The sequence below is a fragment of the uncultured Maribacter sp. genome (genome assembly GCF_947500985.1).
Classification (GTDB): Bacteria; Bacteroidota; Bacteroidia; order Flavobacteriales; family Flavobacteriaceae; genus Maribacter.
Genome location: NZ_CANMTX010000003.1, coordinates 259,189 through 277,268, shown reverse-complemented (window position 1 = coordinate 277,268; position 18,080 = coordinate 259,189). Strand labels below are relative to the sequence as shown.

At 34.7% G+C, this 18,080-nt stretch carries 9 protein-coding genes; 7 read left to right on the top strand and 2 right to left on the bottom strand.

The genetic code is table 11. From position 1 onward, the window contains the following. Positions 1–173: 173 nt before the first annotated feature. On the bottom strand, positions 174–1,529 hold the full coding sequence (locus Q0871_RS07605) for a Gfo/Idh/MocA family oxidoreductase (protein WP_299320619.1): 1,356 nt from the start codon (positions 1,527–1,529) through the stop codon (positions 174–176). Positions 1,530–1,534: 5 nt separating this feature from the next. Further along, entirely contained in the window at positions 1,535–2,923 is a 1,389-nt protein-coding gene (locus Q0871_RS07600) for a DUF1080 domain-containing protein (protein WP_299320618.1), read from the bottom strand. A gap of 311 nt (positions 2,924–3,234) precedes the next feature. Here Q0871_RS07600 and Q0871_RS07595 point away from each other — a divergent pair, with 311 nt between their 5' ends. From Q0871_RS07595 to Q0871_RS07565, 7 genes are all read left to right on the top strand, one after another. Further along, positions 3,235–6,327, top strand: a complete 3,093-nt coding sequence (locus Q0871_RS07595; RefSeq protein WP_299320616.1) for a TonB-dependent receptor — start codon at positions 3,235–3,237, stop codon at positions 6,325–6,327. A gap of 16 nt (positions 6,328–6,343) precedes the next feature. After that, positions 6,344–8,020, top strand: coding sequence for a RagB/SusD family nutrient uptake outer membrane protein (locus Q0871_RS07590; RefSeq protein WP_299320613.1), 1,677 nt, complete (start codon positions 6,344–6,346; stop codon positions 8,018–8,020). Positions 8,021–8,345: 325 nt separating this feature from the next. Next, entirely contained in the window at positions 8,346–10,403 is a 2,058-nt protein-coding gene (locus Q0871_RS07585) for a glycosyl hydrolase 115 family protein (RefSeq protein ID WP_299320611.1), read from the top strand. 10 nt (positions 10,404–10,413) lie between these two features. Further along, entirely contained in the window at positions 10,414–12,738 is a 2,325-nt protein-coding gene (locus tag Q0871_RS07580) for a GH92 family glycosyl hydrolase (RefSeq protein ID WP_299320608.1), read from the top strand. A gap of 4 nt (positions 12,739–12,742) precedes the next feature. Further along, on the top strand, positions 12,743–14,041 hold the full coding sequence (locus Q0871_RS07575) for an alpha-L-fucosidase (RefSeq protein WP_299320606.1): 1,299 nt from the start codon (positions 12,743–12,745) through the stop codon (positions 14,039–14,041). A gap of 35 nt (positions 14,042–14,076) precedes the next feature. After that, positions 14,077–15,360: an alpha-L-fucosidase gene (locus tag Q0871_RS07570; protein ID WP_299320604.1), complete on the top strand. Its 1,284-nt coding sequence runs from the start codon at positions 14,077–14,079 to the stop codon at positions 15,358–15,360. 143 nt (positions 15,361–15,503) lie between these two features. After that, complete coding sequence (locus tag Q0871_RS07565) at positions 15,504–18,080, top strand: glycoside hydrolase family 3 protein (RefSeq protein ID WP_299320601.1); 2,577 nt, start codon at positions 15,504–15,506, stop codon at positions 18,078–18,080.

Here is an 18,080-nt window from a genome sequence, read left to right as displayed (position 1 = left end):
TTTACGGTAAGTTGATTTATGATAAATAGTACTAGATACTATGTTATCACAACATAGTATCCAGTTTATTTACTATTAGATTTTTCTACACTTTTATAATTCTAGCTACTCTTAAAATACTATAGAAAAGTAGTTGTTACTTTGTTTTCTTTAATCTTATTGAAATGAAGAAGTTATACAGGTTTAATTTCCCAACCTGGCTCATAGGATCTAGACCATAATTTCATTGCTTCTCTATTAAATATGCGACCAGTGGTTTCGTCTATTTCAAAAGAGTCATCAATTCTAGAGGCTATATTGGCATAATGGGTTAACATTTGACTTATAGCTCCTTCATCAATAGGGGATGTTAGTTCTGCTTTACCTCGAATGGTATCAAAAAAGTTTACGGTATGTAAGGTTGACATGTCACCACCGCCACCAAGAGCTGTACCGGCTTCTTCGCCAGAAGAAAGATTTTCTTTGATAAGACCACCTTTAAGGTCAAAAAGTTTATAACCACCACGGTCAATGTATACTGTACCTTTAGAACCGTCAATTATAGTACCTCTACCATATTTATTTCCATATTTATGATAACCTGCTCTACTGTTTCCATCCCATTTTATGGTTTTGTTGCCTGCAAATTTAAAAGTAGCTTCCATGGTATCATACATTTCCCAACCATCATCTTTATAATGATATTTACCAGCATCAACAGATACATATTCTGGATAAGTAACACCTAATGCCCAACGTGCGATATCTAGTTCATGAGTAGCATTATTACCCATCTCGGCCGTACCAAAATCCCAACCGTACCAATGCCAATTATAGTCCCAAGTGTTATCTGTATATGCTTTTCTAGGCGCGGGACCTTGAAAAAGGTCCCAATCTAAACCTTCTGGTGGATTGGCTTTTGTTTGATGAGGTACACTACCTCTAGCACTCACATAAAAAGCAGTTGCTTTATAGACATCACCAATAATACCGTTGTGAATTTCTTTTATAATTTCTTGTGATTCTGGTGATGAGCGCTGTTGGTTACCCATTTGTACCACTTTGTTGAATTTCTTTTGATAAGCAACCACCAATTCCCCTTCACGTGGATTATGGCTACAGGGCTTTTCTAAAAATACATGCTTACCTGCTTGCATTGCCATACAAGCACCTGGTGCATGCCAATGATCGGGAGTAGACATGAAAATGGCGTCTACTTCCTTATCATCTAATATTTTACGAATATCATTCTCTAGTTTTGGCTTGTAGTTAATTTTAGATGCTAATTCTACAGCAGCTTTATCTCGCTGACTTTTCATGACATCGCACAAATAGGTAAGCTCTACATTATTTTTTTTGTGGGCTATTGCTGGTATATAAGCACCGTATCTTCTTCCTAAACCTTGTATTGCAACATTAATACGATCATTAGCACCAATTATTTTAGAATAACTCTTTGCGGTCATTGCATTTGCGCTTGATCCAACTAAAGTAGCACCAACCGCACCAATTGCCGTTTTCTTTATAAAATCTCTTCTATTTGAACTCATGTTATTTATTCTTTAGTATTACTAATTGAACGAATCTTTACATTTTTGAAAGAAACAAAATCGCCGTGGTCTTGAAGTAAAATTTGACCTTTCTCTAGTTCTCCAAAGCTTGGCCACTTAGCATATTTGCTTTCAGAGACTAACTTTTTATATGCATCGCTCTTTCGTTCGTATTCTAAAACCTTGGTTCCATTTAACCAATGTTCAACGTGGTTATCCTTTGATATAATGTAAGCGGTATTCCATTTACCAATTGCGTTGATAGGTTTATTTACATCCGCTTGAATTAAATCATATAATGAACATACCGTTCTACTACCTTCATGATTCCCTAGTTTAGCATCTGGATGAAGGTTGTCATCTAAGATTTGATATTCTAATCCTATAGAAGAACCTTCTCCTTTGTTAATATTCGTATCTACATAATATTTTATACCGCTATTGGCGCCAGGTGTTAATTTGAAATCAACTTTTAATTCAAAATCACCATAAAGTTCTTTGGTGACGATATCTCCACCAGCTGAAGATTCTGCACCGCCTGAAGAAAGAACACTTAAAATACCATCTTCAATTACCCAACCTTTTTCTGGAAACTCTTCTAACTTGGCACCTTTCCATCCATTGGTGGTTTTACCGTCCCACAGTAATTCCCATCCATCTTTTTTCTCGTCAATAGATAATTGATTTTTGGTAATAATAGGAGTAAGGGGAGAAGTTCTTGAATATTTCGAAACACTATCTGTAACTATTTTGACATTTTTCCAAACGATATCAGTACCAGCTTTTTGATCATCATGAATGCTGTGAACTTGCAAACAAATAAAACCACTTGCGGTCTTATCATCTATAAGGTAGGCAGCCGGCACATCGTTTACCCAAGTTTTTATGGTATCGCCAATTGCTTCTATACGGTAGTGGTTCCATTCGTTTTGTTTAAATGCTTTTTGTGCATTAGGGTTATCGGTCATCGGGTTCAACCAACCACGTCTAGATTCATCATATATACCACCGCTCCATGCTCTTTCAGATGGGTCAATTTCTATTTGATAGCCATGTACTCTTCCATCTCTGTAAGAAGATATACTGTTGCTACGAATTTGAATACCTGAATTCATGGTAGAATCAACCTTGTAGTCTAATTCTAAAATGAAATCTCCGTACATATTATCTGTAGTCAAGAAAGTGTTAGGGGTGTCGTGTATAGTTGTGCCCACTATAGTACCGTCTTTTATGCTATAGTTCGCATCACCGCCAAGTTTATGCCAACCATTTAAAGTTTTTCCGTCAAATAAGTCTACCCAAGGGGTGTCGTCTTTTGTATTTTCGGTGCAGCTAACCGCTAATGCTAACGCTGATACTATTAGTAATTTACTAGTTAATAGGTAATTTTTCATTATTGATATATTGGTTTAGTAAGGCTTTACAAAGTACAGAGATTAGGTTTTTATTAGATGGACATTTTAATACAAAGCATGGATAATACATTCTAAACGTTAAAAGCCTTTATGACTTAAAAATAAAAATTATGTAAATTTTTACCTAATAAATATGTGAATTATGTAAAATATTAAAGGTTATTTTAGGAAATTAATATTTTAAAAATAATCCATTTTTTTAAGGCTGTCCATGTTTCCGATGAATATGTCCATTCATTAACTTGGTGTTAACAATACTTTAGTAGTCAATTAACTTAACAATAATAAAAATGAAAAAACTAAAACTATTAATGGTATTCCTTTTATTGGGCATGTCATCAGTACTATGGGCGCAGAGTAGCGTTACTGGTACTGTGGCAGATGACCAGGGTATGCCAATTCCAGGAGCATCTATTGTAGTAAAAGGAACATCAAATGGTACGGTTACAGATTTTGATGGAAATTTTAGTATTTCAGTAGAAAACGGAAATATCTTAAGTGTATCCTATTTGGGTTATAAATCTATAGATGTACCTTATACCGGTCAAATTAATTTATCGGTTACCTTGTCAGAAGATACGGCTCAGTTAGATGAGGTTGTAGTAATAGGATACGGGTCTGTAAAGAAAAGTGATTTAACTGGGGCTGTTTCTTCTTTAAGTACAGAGACACTTACAGAGCAACGAAAGACTGATTTGGGTCAAGCTATAAAAGGTAGAGTTGCCGGGGTTGATGTAAGAACATTAAGTTCAAAACCAGGGGCTCCATTATCTATTAAAATTAGAGGTAACACTGTAATAACTGCTAATCAAGGCAGTGAAAGAGATGGGGTTAGTGATAATGTTGCTGATGATCCTTCTCAACCGCTCTATGTTGTTGATGGTGTTTTCTTTGATGATATAACGGTTCTAAATCCTGCGGATATCCAGCAAATGGATATTTTGAAAGATGCCTCGGCAACAGCTATTTATGGTTCAAGAGGTGCTAATGGGGTAGTTATAATTACTACAAAAAATGGTTTCGAAGGTAAAACAAGAATTACCTACGACACATCTTTTGGATTACGTTCTGCAACCAATGTGCCTGATTTTTATGATGGACCAGGTTATATAGCTTTTGTTGATGATGTACTAAGAGCAAGAGAATGGAGAGCTACTGGAGGAACAACCGCAGCAGATTATAACAGTGTAGTAATAGATCGCTCAACCGAATTTCAAAATACGAATGAAGAAGCTGATAATGTAGCAAACGGACGGTTTACAAATTGGATTGATTCATTTCAAAGAACAGGTGTGCAAACAAGTCATACATTAGGTATTTCTGGTGGATCTGATGGATTAATTTTTAACGGGTCTCTAGGATATTTAAAAGATGAAGGTGTTATTGGTATAGAAGATTTTGAACGTTATAATATTAGTGCATCGCTTTCTAAGAAAGTTTCAGATCAAGTTACTATTGGTATTAAAACGTATTTATCTTTTTCAGAACGTGAAGAAGGTAGTAGAGAACTTTTTAGAAGTACATTTCGTTTGGCACCAACGGTAAATCCTTTTGATGCAAATGGTGAAGCTATCATTTTCCCAGATCAACAAGATCTTCGTTTTCCAAATCCAATTTTTGAAGATGAAGGTAATTGGACGGTTAACACAAAGTCTTTAGATGTTATCGCTAACGTATTCTTTAATTATAAGCCTACAGAATGGTTGAATTTTAAAACACAATTTTCGCCAAATATTTCTTCTGCCCGTTTTGGAGAGTTTAGAGGTTTGCTAACTAAAAGTTCTCGAAACGATCCTTCTCGTGTACGTTCGGTTTTTGATACTAATTTTAGAACTTCTTATACCTGGGATAATATTTTAGATTTTGATTTCGATATAAAGGATGATCAAAATTTGAAAGCAACTTTTATATCTTCTGTATTTCATGATCAAAATGAAGGCAGTGGTATACAAACAAGAGACTTTGATACTGATGCATTTTTATTTTTTAATACCGAAGCAGGTGCAGATATTATAGATTTTGGCACTTTTTATGAAAAAGAAACTTTAGCATCTTTCGCTGGTCGTTTGAATTATAACATAAAAGATAGGTACTTATTTACGTTTACTGGTAGATATGATGGTTCATCAAAATTATCTGTGGGTAACAAATGGGAATTCTTCCCGTCTGCAGCATTTGCTTGGCGCGCTAGCGAAGAAAAGTTTCTTCAGGACGTGGATTGGTTAAATAATTTAAAATTAAGAGTAAGTTATGGAGAATCTGGTAACGACAACACTGTTGACGCATATAGCTCATTAGCATTTTTAAATCAATCGAATTACCTTTTTGGAGACAGCAATGGCCTTGGTCAAATAGTTGAAACTTTACCAAATGCTGATCTTGATTGGGAAATTTCAAAAGAATATAACGTTGGTTTAGATTTTGCGATATTAAATAATAGAATAAATTTTGGTATTGAATATTACAACAAAACGACAGAGGGTAGTATACTAGATCGCCAACTATCGTTTATAACAGGTTTAGGTGAAGGTGGTAGTGTACCAACTTCAATAGGTAACTTTGGGTCGGTTCGTAACAGCGGTGTTGAAATAACTTTAAATACTGTTAATGTAAAAACAGATAATTTTTCTTGGAGAACCAATTTCAACTTTACCAAAAACGATAATGAAATTTTGGAATTGTTTGATGATCTTGATCAAATTCTCGTTGGATCTGATTCACGTTTAAATGGTGTTTTACAAGTAGGAGCACCAATAGATGCAACTTTTGATTATGAAGTTGATGGAATTTGGCAAATTGATGAAGAGGCAGAAGCTATTTCTTTTGGAGCTTTACCAGGGCAATATAAATTCGTTGATCAAAATGGTGATGGAGATATTAATCAAGATGACAAGGTAGTTTTAGGATCACAGTCTCCTGATTGGATTGCAGGTATAACCAATACTTTTAATTTTAAGAATTTTGAATTAAATGTTCAAGCAAATACAAGACAAGGTTCTTTTGGACATTCTGAGTTTCTTCAAAACTTTTCAACTTTTCAAGGAGATAGAGCAGTTTTTAACAGTCTAGTACAAGATTATTGGACACCGAACAACCCTAATGCTAAATACCCTTCTGTTGAATTTGGTGAAGATAGCTCTAGACCTTGGTTTTATGAAGATTTTTCTTTTGTACGTATAGGTAATATAGGAGTAGCTTATACTTTTAATCAAGACCTATTAGACAAGCTTAATCTTTCTAATTTAAGATTTTCGTTAGACCTCCAAAACCCGTTTACGTTTACTGATTATGCAGGGCCGGATCCAGAAACTGGTCTCCAAAACTCATTCAATCAGGCGTATGCTGTAAAAACAGTATTACTTGGTTTAAAATTAGCCTATTAACTTAAAAAGTATACAAATGAAATTAGTTAGAAAAATAAAATATATTGGTGTTGTACTACTAAGTATAACGGCCTTTACCGCATGCGATGATTTTATCGAAGAAGATATATTCTCAGATATCACAAGCGAAAACTTTATAGATGAACAAACAGCAGATCAATTGATTGTTGGGGTGTATAGTAGTCTACGCCCTATTTATAGCGATTACACTTTTAAATTTTTTGGAACAGATTTATTTGCAAGCCAATCAGAAGCTACCTCGATTAGTTCTGAAAATGATTATACTGATATTAATTCTGGCATGGGACTTTCGGTTTGGGCTAATAATTATAGTGTAATCGGTAAAGCTAATACAGCAATTAATAGATATCAAACTCAAATTAATTTTAGTGAATCAAATTTTGGGTTTAGAGATTATGGTATCGCCCAAGCAAAAGCTTTGAGAGCTCTTGCATACTTCAATTTGGTACAACAATACGGTGGGGTTGTTATTGAAACTGAAGAAGCTACAACTATTAGAACCGATTATGAAAGATCATCTGAAGAAGCTACCTATGCACAAATAATTTTAGACCTTGAAGAAGCGATTCCTACACTATTAGACGCACCAGAAACTGGTCGTTTTTCAAAAAGGGCTGCGCAACATTTGTTAGCTGAGGTATATTTAACAAGAGCTTATACTTCATTTGGTACTACTGCAGATTATAGTACTGCGGCTAATTTAGCAGAAACTGCTATAGGAGGTTACGATATAAGAAGCCAAACTTTCGCTGAGGTATTTGATATTGATAATCAAGTCAATGACGAAATACTTTTTGCAGTACAATGGGGTTCTGGTGGTTTGGATACTGATAAGCAAAATAACAAGCATGCAGCTTTTATGAATCAAGTATTCGAATACCCTGGAATTACTAGAATTGGTACACCTTACGGTACTGTAGGTTTTGCAGCTATGCCTACACCTTTCTTTTATTCTTTATTTGCTGATAACGATACTAGGGAAGAAGCTACTATTCATAGAGCATTATTTGCAGATGTAGAAGAAGTTTTTGATGCAGATGGTGTGGACGGACCGCTTTCAGAAGTATTAATTCAACCAGGTGATACAGTAATATACTATCCTAAAAATGCTTTAGATATGGACGAATTAACAGATAAATTAAATAGATATTATGTATATCAACCTGATCAATATTTGTTTGGACTTCCTGAGAATATTGATGGTACTAACTTTCAATATTCTACGAATATTTTGAGAACTAACTTTCCTATTTTTAAGAAATTCGATGACAATGATTTCAATGAAAATACAGATGGGGCACGTGATACATTTGTTTTTAGAGTATCTGGAACGCATTTAATCGCTGCAGAAGCACATCTTGGTGCAGGAAACACAGCGGGATCGCTTTCTCATTTGAATATTGTTAGAGAACGAGCTACCGGTATAGCAAATGAATATACATCAGTTACTATTGATGATATCTTAGATGAAAGAGCTGTTGAGTTGGCAGGAGAAGCCAACCGATGGGCAGTACTGAAAAGAACAGGTAAATTACAGGAGCGTATTGGGCTTTATAATCCTCAGGTAATTGATCACGGGGCTTTTGATTCTAGTATTCATTTATTGAGACCTATTCCTGCAAATGAATTGCAATTGTCAGATGGTTCTATGGTACAAAACCCTGGGTACTAAATCTATAAGTAATTAAATAAATTCAGTTAAGTAGTTAGTTTAAATTGAGTTGATATGGGCAGGTTTAAAACCTGCCTGTATTTTAATTTTTGTTATTCAAAATTACCAATTAGCTACCCTGTTCTTTTTAACCTCATATAATTTACTCTTTCAGATTTCATTATAGATGATTTTAAAGTTGTGCTATCTCAATTTTTAGCGTGTAGTCTGCTTTAAATAATGCTAGTATTTATTTTTTTATTTTAATAAATCAACTTATGAAATATTTGTTGTGGAGTAATAAAAATTAGCCCAAAACTTCTAGTAAATAGATAGATAAAAGCGAATGATTAAAAAATTTAGATATATAAAACACTTCTTTTTAATTACCATTTTCATGTCTTTTTATTTGGCATGCAATGGTATTAAAAAAAGCCATTCTGTTTATTTAATAACAGGTAAAAATGCTAATGATGTAGAAATTTCTACAATTAAAGATCTAAAAACAGACCTTGAAAAGGTATTGGAAGAAGAAATCGAGATTGTAAAAGAGGGAACTATAATACCTGAAAATACGGCTGTTTTTGTTTTAGGTACACCAGATTCAAATACAATACTTGCCGAATTGATATCCAAGAATAACTTAGAATTATCTAAGATAAACCCTGGTCCACGTGGTGGTATTTGGTCTAAGAATACATATGCCAATATTACAGAGGTTATTGTATTGGCCGGTTCAGATGTTGAAGGGTTACAATATGCAGTTTACGATTATAGTAAAGAAGTTTTAGGAGTTGATCCATTGGAGTATTGGACAGGGAAACTACCTAGCAAAAAGACTTTGGTTGATGTTTTCAATTTTACTCCAAAAACCATTGCGCCGCCAAAGGTGCCAATTTTGGCTTATTTTGAAAATGATGTTGATGAGCTTGCCAATTATAGGGGTAAGCTTTTAGAGTACGATTGGGAAAGTTATACTGAAATGATCAATTCATTGGTACGCCTACGTTACAACGCTATTCAATTTTTTGATATGTTAGGTAGACCAGAATTTTATGTAAGACCTGAGTATAAAAAATTGAACCCTAATTACCAGATAGATATTGAATATTTGGATAAAATGATTGACTACGCCAAATCAAAAGGAATGAAAATTCAAGTAGATTTTGAGTTAGGTTATCAAATACATCCTATGGATGAGAACAAGGCAGATTGTTGGTCTAAATATAGAGAAGACTGGCTCACGGCTTGGAAATATTATTTAGAAGAAACACCATTACGTAAGACCGATATTTTTGTTCTCAGACCTAGAAACCAAGTTTGGGATTGGGAATATAAAAGCTCTTGTGGAGAAAGTAAAATTGAAGTTTTCAACGAAGTGTATAAAGAGTTTGGTCTCTTGGTCGATAAATATAACGAAGATGCTATAAAAGTAGCCATTTGTTATAGTGACGGTATGGAGATGTTTAATGAGGGCTTTAACCCGCCAAAAGATTGGACCGTAGTATGGTCTGATCATGGTTTTGGCACTTTTGATCATGAATTAAAAGATACCAAAGGCTATGAATTTGGTACTTACATGCATGCAGGTTATTGGTTGAATCATACCGTACATAATCCATATCCTGAAAAGGTAGAGTCGGTTATGAAAGATATGTTTCAGCAATACGATGCTGATAAATATTGTCTGGTAAATGGACAAAATTTTAGACCATTTCTATTGAATCTAGAGGCATATAGCCAAGTGTGTTATAGCCCAAAAGACTTTAACGCTGACAATTTTTATACCACATGGACAGATCGATATTTTTCTAACGAAGCTGCTAAAAATGCTGTGTCATCAATGAAATTATTGCATGAGGCGCAAGAAGGTAGAAAAGGCTATGTAGAACACTTATGGGAAATTAGGGAGGCTGTATCTTATCTTTCTAATGCACCGATAGTGAGGCCAGGTAAATCTCCAATTCCATATGATTATAATCGTGTAATTGGCGATATAGAGAATACGAAAAAAGTAAGATTGTTATTGCAAACATCACTTTCAGAAGCGGAATTAGGGTATGGTAAAATGAATGGAGACGCTAATTTCTATCAATCATATATTCTACTACCTGCACAGTTATACTCAGATTTAATAGCTTTTGAAACTGAACTTCATAAGATGTCTCTATTGAAGAAACAATATGAGACTACTAAAGATAAAAAGTATTTGAATGAGGCAATTGCATTGTTGCCAACAGCAAAAAGCAAACTTAAAATAGTTTTTGACCGTAGAAGCTCTGGCGATATCGATACCAAATGGAAAAACTGGTACGCTATAGCTAATAGAAGACAGAATAACGGTTTTCCTACTTATGATATGTTAGCGGCAATAGAGGCTAATCTTACTAAAATGACCCTGTAAATTGAAATTAATGACATTTATTCAAACATATAAAAACAGCATTGCGTTTCTGGCTATTTCGCTTTTGTTTCTAGTTTCTTGTAAAGAGCAGCCTAGCACAACTAAAAAGGTTGTTGTTGAAGAAACTGATTATGCTGCTAAGGTCTATCCATTATTAGATACAGAGAATTCAAGATGGTTTTACTTCACTTCAGCCAGTCGTCCGTTCGGTATGGCCAATTTAAGTCCAGACACGCAAATAGGAGGTGCCTGGGGTAGTGGTTACCGATATAAGACAGATACGATTAAAGGTTTTAGTCATATTCATGCTTGGCAAATGTCGGGTATTTCGGTTATGCCAGTGACTATTAATGACACAACTAAAAAAGATATTTTTAATGATTTTTATTCAAAGTTTAGTCATGAAACAGAAGTAGTGACACCAGGTTATCATAAGGTTGAATTAGAGAGGTATCAAATAAAAGCGCAGCTTACCAGTACTAAAAGGGTCGGTTTTCATCACTATTCTTATCCGGATAATGAAGAGGAGAAAGGACTTCTTTTTAATTTGAATACACTTTTAGGACCAAGTAAAAACATAGATGGCTTTTTAGAGCAAATTTCTGAAAATGAACTGTCTGGTTATATAATTATGGAGTCTACACATAGAAGACCCAAACCAATGACTGCTTATTTTAAAGTGGAACTAAACACTGAAATATCTTCGTTAGATAAAGATGAACGAACGGGTAATTATTTAATTAGTTTAGATGGCAATAAAAACGATGTACTGATGAAAGTTGGTATTTCTTATACCTCTGTTACCAATGCTTCAATTAATATAGCATCTGAATTACCCGATTGGGATTTTAATGAAACGAGAAGCGATGCAAAGAAAGAGTGGAATAATCTGTTAAGCAGAATAGATGTAAAAGGTGGCTCTGAGCAAGATCAAAGAAGATTTTATACAGACTTATGGCACGCTTTGCAAGGACGTAGAGTTATAAGTGATATTAATGGTGCTTATCCTGATAATACAGGAGATAAGTTAAGGGTTGGGCAATTGCCATTAGATGCTAAGAGTGTCCCTAAATTCAATCATTATAACTCAGATTCTTTTTGGGGAGCACAATGGACTTTAAATACATTATGGGGACTAGTGTATCCTGAAATTATGGATGAATTTTCAAATTCCTTACTTCAGTATTATAAAGATGGTGGTTTGGTGCCAAGGGGTCCGTCAGGTGGTAATTATACATATGTAATGACCGGGGCTAGCACTACACCTTTCATAGTGACCGCTATTCAAAAAGGCATTTTGACTGATGATTTAGAAGGTGTTTATAAAGCTTTAAAGAAGAATCATATGCCTTATGGAATTATGGGTAAATCTGGTTATGAGCACGAAACAAATGTTGGCGGTGGTTTAAAATATTATATAGATCAAGGTTATGTACCTTACCCTATTCCGGAAGGTAAATTTGGTAGCCATCAAGATGGGGCAAGTTTAACAATGGAATATGCCTATCAAGATTGGACTTTAGCTCAGTTGGCAAAAAGATTGGGGCATACAGATGATTATGATTATTTCATAAAAAGGTCTACGAGCTATAAAAGTGTTTTCGATACTCAAATAGGTTGGATGCGACCAAAAGATGTTGATGGTCAATGGAAGAAGGATTATGATCCATACCAAGCAGAAAATGGATTTATAGAATCTAACGGTGCACAATCTACATGGTTTGTTCCACATGATATAAAAGGATTAGCAACCTTAATGGGAGGTGAAGATGCTGCGATTAAAAAGCTAAATGAACAGTTTGAAACTGCAGAAGATTTAGGTTTTACGGCAGGTACATCACATTCAGCAGAATTACATCCTGAGTATAGTAGAATTCCAATCAATTTTGGTAATCAACCTTCTATACAGACTGCTTTTATTTTTAATCAATTAAATAGACCAGATTTAACCCAATTGTGGTCAAGAAAAGTAGCAAAAACTGTCTTTGGTGGCTTGTCACCATCTACAGGATATAACGGTGATGAAGATCAAGGTCTCATGGGTAGTTTGGCTGTACTTATTAAAATTGGAATATTTCAAATGAACGGAGGTACAGAAGCTAATCCTGAATATCAAATTGGAAGTCCAATTTTCGATGAGGTCAATATTAAATTGAATAAGGATTTTTATAATGGTGGCATGTTCACCATTAAAGCGAACAATAATAATGATGCTAATTTTTATATATCAGAAGCTGAGTTTAATGGGTCGTCATTAAAAGCTAATAGCCTTAGACATGAAGACATTACAAAAGGGGGTAAGCTAATTTTAGAAATGACCAATAATATAAAATAATAGCATGAGATTTAAATTATCAGTTTTGTTATTTCTTGTTTGTACAACTGCCTTTACCCAGTTAAAAAATCAGCCACATCTAGAACAGGATTTTATGGATATGGGCTTTGGGATTTTTGTGCATTGGAGCTTAGATTCTCAATTGGGTAGTGTAATAAGCCATTCGTTAGTAGGGGCATCAGATGATTATGTGAACAGGTATTTTAATGAACTTCCTAAAACGTTTTATCCAGATAAGTTTGATGCCGATGAATGGGCAAGATTATTTAAGATAACTGGTGCAGAATATGTTGTGTTCACCACCAAACATCATAATGGGTTTTGCATGTGGGATACTGATACGACAGATTTTAATATTATGAATACCCCATATGGTAAGGATATTACCGGAGAACTTTTTACTGCGTTACGCAAACAAGGACTTAAAGTAGGAGTGTATTTTTCTCCTGAAGATTTTAGTTTTTTAAACAAACAAGGTGAACTTATTTCTAGAAATAGTACAATGAGTCAGATTACCGAAAATGAAGACTTATTGGAATATGATAAAAAGCAGGTTAAGGAATTAGTGAATAATTACGGACCTATTGATGTAATTTTCTTTGACGCCTTTAAAACATCGCCAATTGTAAAATATGTACATTCTTTGGATTCCAATATTGTAGTTACACGTGGAGAAATGAAAACGCCTGAACAGAATATACCAAATACAGCTATGCCTGGACCATGGGAAACATGTATGACCATGGGTACACAATGGCAGTATAAACCAACTCACGAAGAATATAAAAGCGGAACCGAGTTAATTGAGAAATTGATAGAAATAAGAGCTAAAGGAGGAAATTTCTTGATGAATATAGGTCCTAAACCTAACGGTGAAATTCCTATAGAACAAGAAGAGCGCTTGCGTGAAATAGCACTTTGGATGTATGTGAATGAAGAAGGGATAAAAAATGTAAGACCCGTACCTACTATTGTTAAAGATGGTGCTATGTGGTTTACTAAAGGTACCGATGAAAACACCGCATATGTGTTTATTACCGGGCAAAAAGATTGGTTTAAAGGTTTTAGGAGGAATTTTTTGCTCAAAAACATGAAAGCCACTATATACACGAATGTTTCGGTTCTTGGACAGAATGATTTAGTAGTAGAGTATTGGCCAGAAAACACACCTACATCAAGGTATATTCAACATAAAGATTTACTGGAGATCTCAATAAGTAGAGCGCAAAGACTTTATAATGATAAAGTATGGCCAAACCCAATTGTGGTAAAAATAACGAATGTAGAGTTTATAAAGAAATAGGAGTTTTTGTTACATCAACTTAAAACTAAAGACCAATGAAGAACGATGTTTGTGGTAGAAATTTTTATTTGAGTTTAGGTTTTGCAATTATTTTTATGAGTAGTGCCTTAGCCCAATCATCTGATAAAATGGACTGGTGGAAAGATGCCAAATTTGGTATGTTTATGCATTGGGGTTTATACTCGCAAACTGCTGGGTATTGGGATGGACATGTAGCAAAAGGTAATGAGCATTTCATGATTCATGAGAAAATAGCGCTAAAAGAATATGCTATCATTGCAGATGATTTTAACCCCACTAATTTCAATGCAGAAAAATGGGTGCTTACCGCAAAGGAGGCAGGCATGAAATATATCATCATCACCTCTAAACACCATGATGGCTTTGCAATGATTGATTCTCCATCAAACGATTACAATATAAAAAGTAGAACACCCTACTCTAAAGATCCTATGAAAGAATTGGTGGCCGCTTGCCATAAGCACAACATGAAATTTGGGTTTTATTACTCTTTAGGTCGTGATTGGGAAGACCCTGATGTGGCAACAAATTGGCCGCATAAAGGCGGCCGTAGTAATTTGGTAGATTTTCCAGATGAAGATATAAAAGTGTTTAGTCGGTATTTTGAGCGAAAAGTGAAACCACAGGTAAAAGAATTACTTACGCAATACGGAAAAATTGATGTTATGTGGTTTGATACTCCAGAATTGATTAGTTCTGAAGAAAGCAAAGAATTGCGAGAGTTAATACTTGATTTACAACCTCATTGTATTATAAACAGTCGTATTAAACATGGTTTTGGGGATTATAAAGTTACCGAGCAAGAAATTGTTGATGGCTTGGAAGTAGAACCTTGGGAAGCGTGTATTACCATGGGAAAAAACTGGGGATATATTGAGTATGATACCGTTTATAAATCTTCAGAATTAATGACCAGACAACTTCTAGAAATTGTAAGTAAAGGAGGAAATTTATTATTAAATAACGGTCCAACTGCCAAAGGAGAAATTACAGATTTAGCGCAAGAACGATTGAATGAAATAGGTTCTTGGATCAAACAGAATGCTGAAGGCATTTATGGCTCTAAACCATGGAGCGTGCAAAGTGAACGACTTACAGAAGTTGTTGAGAGCGTCGAGGAAACTAATGCTTCTGAGGAAGAAGATAACATGAAAGATAATTTGCATGATGGTACTTCTAAAGACATTTTCCCAGAAGTAATATTCACAACAAAGAATAATTTTATTTATGCCTACGTATGCAGTACCACTACCGCGGAAGTAACCATTGCAGCATTGGCGACAAAAAAACGGAGCTAAAATAAAATCGGTGACACCACTAGACAGTTCAAACAATGTAAAATGGAAGCAAACCACAAAGGGTCTTACATTAAAAATGCCTGTGAATAGTGATCAAGTTATTCCTATTTCTGGTTTTAGAATTGAGTTAAAATAAAAAACGTATGCATAATTTTAGTTTTAGAATGATCATAAAAAAGAGTTTCATAGTCGCTTTAATACTCCTTCCTGTCCTAGGTTTTTCACAGGAAAAATACACGTTTCAAAATCAAGAATTGCCTCTTGAGACCAGAGTAGATGATTTAGTAGCGCGCTTAACTATCGAAGAAAAAATTTCTATGATGGTTTCTACCGCCGAAGCAATTTCTAGGTTAGATATAGAAAAATATTACCATGGTAATGAAGCATTGCATGGTGTGGTTAAAGGAGGGCGTTTTACGGTTTTTCCACAGGCTATCGCATTAGCAGCGACTTGGAATCCTGATTTAATTTATGAGGTATCTACGGCTATTTCTGATGAAGCTAGAGGTAAATGGAACTTCTATAACCAAGGTAAAGATCAAAAAAATGTCTATAGTGATTTGCTTACATTTTGGTCGCCAACGATCAATATGGCTAGAGATCCACGCTGGGGTAGAACTCCAGAAACCTATGGTGAAGACCCCTATTTAACGAGTAGAATAGGAATTTCTTTTGTAAAGGGTTTACAAGGCGATGATGATAAATATTTAAAAGTAGTATCAACACCGAAGCATTTTGTAGCCAATAACCAAGAAGAAAATAGGTTTGCTTACAACGTCAATATTTCAGAAAAATCTTTACGTGAATATTATTTTCCTGCATATAAAGTGGCTGTTCAAGAGGGAAATGCACAATCTATTATGAGTGCATACAATGCTTTAAATGGGGTGCCTAGTACAGCAAATGATTGGCTATTGAATACTGTTTTAAGAGATGAATGGGGGTTTGAGGGTTATGTAGTTAGTGATTGTGGTGCGCCAACCTATATTCAGAAATCGCACAAGTATGTTACGACCAAAGAACAGGCTGCTAAAGTAGTTTTAGAAGGTGGGCTTGATTTGGAGTGTGGAGACGATATTTATGCTGAACACCTGTTAAAGGCATATGAAAATGGGCTGGTGTCTCAAGAAAATATAGATAAAGCGGTAAAAAGGGTTTTAACCGCTCGTTTCAAATTAGGGATTTTTGATAAGGTTGACGATAACCCATATACCAAAATCTCTCCAGATGTAATTGGATCTAAAAAGCACCAAGAACTGGCATTGGAAACATCAAGACAATCTATGGTTTTGTTGAAGAATCAAAATGATATTTTGCCTTTAAATGTAAACGAAATTAAAAAAATTGCGGTTGTCGGTTTTAATGCTAATCAAGTTGTTTTTGGTGACTATAGTGGTCTTCCGGTAATTAAACCCATATCTCCTTTAGAAGGTATTAGAAACAAAATCGGTGATAAAGCAAAGGTCACTTATGTAAAATGGAAAACGGCGGCTAGAAACTTAAATTTAATTGAAGCTGAAAATTTGGTGAATGATCAAACTGGTGAATCTGGTTTGTACGGGGAATATTATGATGACAAATTCTTAGAGGGTACCCCACAAACGCGCATTGATAAAGTGGTGAATTTTGATCCGGTAAATAATCCGCCAGATACTTATACCAATTTTCGTCATAAATCTATGCGCTGGTCTGGATACATAACTCCTAATTTTTCAGGAGTATACAAAATTGGAGTAAATTCTGATGATGGTGTTAAAATGTGGTTGAATGGCGAATTGGTGGTAGATGAATGGCATAATCGTGGTATGACTACAGACCAGGTAGCAATAGATATGAAGGCGGGTGAAAAATACGCTATCAAATTAGAGTATTTTGATAATGGAGGCGATGCCATTTGTCAATTGCTTTGGGAAGTACCTACAACAACAGACGATTTTTATAAGGAGGACAAGCAAGTTGCAAAGGAGAGTGATTATGTGATTGCTGTAATGGGTATTAATAAATCTATTGAAAAGGAAGGACGCGATAGAACTTCTTTAGAATTGCCAGAAGACCAGGTCAATTATTTGAAAGAGATATATGCCGAGAACAAAAATCTAATTATTGTTTTGGTTGCAGGGAGCTCTTTGGCTATTAATTGGATAGATGAAAATGTACCTGCAATTGTCGATGCATGGTATCCTGGTGAAGCTGGTGGTACTGCCATTGCAGATGTATTATTCGGAGATTATATCCCTGCGGGTAGATTGCCTTTTACGTTTTATAAGTCGGTTTTAGATTTGCCTGATATGGATGACTATGAAGTGTCTAACGGTAGAACGTATATGTATTTTAAGGGAGATGTATTGTATCCCTTTGGTTATGGGTTAAGTTATACCAAGTTTACATATGATAAACTAAAAGTGAAGACTACAAATGATAGTATTTTAATTTCCGCAACAATTAAAAATATTGGAAATTATAATGGCGATGAGGTGGTACAATTATATTATACCGTAAATAATTCTACTGTAAAAAGACCGATAAAAAAATTGATAGGGTTTGAAAGAATTCAAGTAGCTCTAGACGAATCTACGACTGTGCAATTTAAAGTGTCTGAAAATGACCTGCAGTATTGGGATGAAAATTCTAAACAATGGACATTTGAAAATGGAGAGTATCAGTTTATGATAGGAGCGTCTTCTAAAGATATTCGACTTCAAACATCAAAAACCTTATAA